This is a genomic window from Soonwooa sp. T0.1_25 (assembly GCF_057652215.1).
Genome location: NZ_JBYFBZ010000078.1, coordinates 1 through 309 on the forward strand (window position 1 = coordinate 1; position 309 = coordinate 309).

General features: G+C 42.7%; 1 protein-coding gene. It reads right to left on the reverse strand.

What is annotated here, in order from left to right; translation table 11 throughout:
- A partial coding sequence (locus tag AC23MB_RS14415; protein WP_487787662.1) for an integrase core domain-containing protein occupies nucleotides 1-309 on the reverse strand: 309 nt, incomplete at both ends.

The following is a 309-nucleotide window of genomic DNA, read 5'->3' on the forward strand; positions in this document are numbered from 1 at the left end:
TCTTGATTTTTTACTGCTGTTGTTGTCGGATGTAGAAAAGTGAGCAGGAAAAGTGCTGGCCTTAGCCTGGGCTTGCTGTCCATTTTTCCACATCACCGGCGATAAACCACCCAATGAGTCATGGGGGCGTTCGTAATTGTAATCCTTTACCCATTCATCCGTAACACTTCTTACTTCATCCAAACTTTCAAAAATATATGCATCCAGGATCTGATTCCTGTAGGTTTTGTTGAAGCGTTCAATGTAGGCATTCTGTGTAGGTTTCCCCGGTTGGATATAAGCAAAGTTGATCTTATTTACCCTGCTCCA